Raw genomic sequence first — 1,044 nt, forward strand, 5'->3', positions numbered from 1 at the left:
TCAGTCGAAATTCCATCCACCCATTTTCGATGTGCATAAAAATTTCGTACTAGGTCTTTCCGGCACAGCATAAATCTGACCCAGCAAAGAAGATTCAATCAAGACTCCACCCCAAGTCATCAATTTTTTGGCCTGATTTCCCATCAAAACAGCCAACTCCTCCTTTGATACAAAGCGTTGTGACCTTCCAAGCACATCGATTCGGTCCAATAACTCATCCAAATCAACACCTAATTCCTCACAATGCTTCCTAACCCACGTCCTGCGAGGTGAATAAATAGCATTCAAATTAACCCAATCTTCTGGGACATACAGATGCACAGTCGTCCGTTGTCCCCACAGCTTAATAATCTCATTCTTACTATACTTCTCATCCAACATATTCCTCGACAAACCATTCACACGATGAAACAAACTAATCTCACCAAACTGCTGATACTGTGCCTGAATTCCTATCAAGCTAGCCAGGCAATCCTCGGCAGACTCAAAGCAATTCCCTAATCCCGTATTAGCAATCCGTGTATTCCTAATCCAATTCAAATCCAAAACACCACCTCCAATCAAAACATAAAAAAATAGTCTATAAATCAATTACGATTTCATAGACTATATTACATCAATCGCCTGGCAACGACCTACTCTCACAGGGGGAAGCCCCCTACTACCATCGGCGCTGAGAAACTTAACTTCCGTGTTCGGGATGGGAACGGGTGTGACCTTCTCGCAGTAATCACCAGACATTATTTATATATACTAAGCTTCCAACCAGATTCGAACTGGTGACCTCTTCCTTACCATGGAAGTGCTCTACCTACTGAGCTATGGAAGCACTGACAAAATCAGACTTCTAACACACCTCAAAAATTCTTAATAAACAAAAAGGCTCCACAGGCAAGACTCGAACTTGCGACCGATCGGTTAACAGCCGATTGCTCTACCAACTGAGCTACTGTGGAATAATACATTGCCCGGCGACGACCTACTCTCACAGGGGGAAGCCCCCTACTACCATCGGCGCTGAAAAGCTTAACTTCCGTGTTCGGG

At 44.0% G+C, this 1,044-nt stretch carries 1 protein-coding gene, 2 tRNA genes and 2 rRNA genes; all 5 read right to left on the minus strand.

Features of this window, described 5'->3' with window-relative positions:
• Positions 1-546: a DNA glycosylase AlkZ-like family protein gene (locus tag PROCOU_RS14655; protein WP_051994438.1), complete on the minus strand. Its 546-nt coding sequence runs from the start codon at positions 544-546 to the stop codon at positions 1-3.
• Between the two features lie 76 nt (positions 547-622).
• Positions 623-738, minus strand: a 5S ribosomal RNA gene (rrf, locus tag PROCOU_RS14660).
• 18 nt (positions 739-756) lie between these two features.
• Positions 757-829: transfer RNA gene (locus PROCOU_RS14665), tRNA-Thr, on the minus strand.
• 54 nt (positions 830-883) lie between these two features.
• Positions 884-956, minus strand: a tRNA-Asn gene (locus tag PROCOU_RS14670).
• Between the two features lie 10 nt (positions 957-966).
• A 5S ribosomal RNA gene (gene rrf / locus PROCOU_RS16800) occupies positions 967-1,044 on the minus strand; the annotation flags it as partial.

Source organism: Listeria rocourtiae FSL F6-920, from assembly GCF_000525975.1.
Classification (GTDB): domain Bacteria; phylum Bacillota; class Bacilli; order Lactobacillales; family Listeriaceae; genus Listeria_A; species Listeria_A rocourtiae.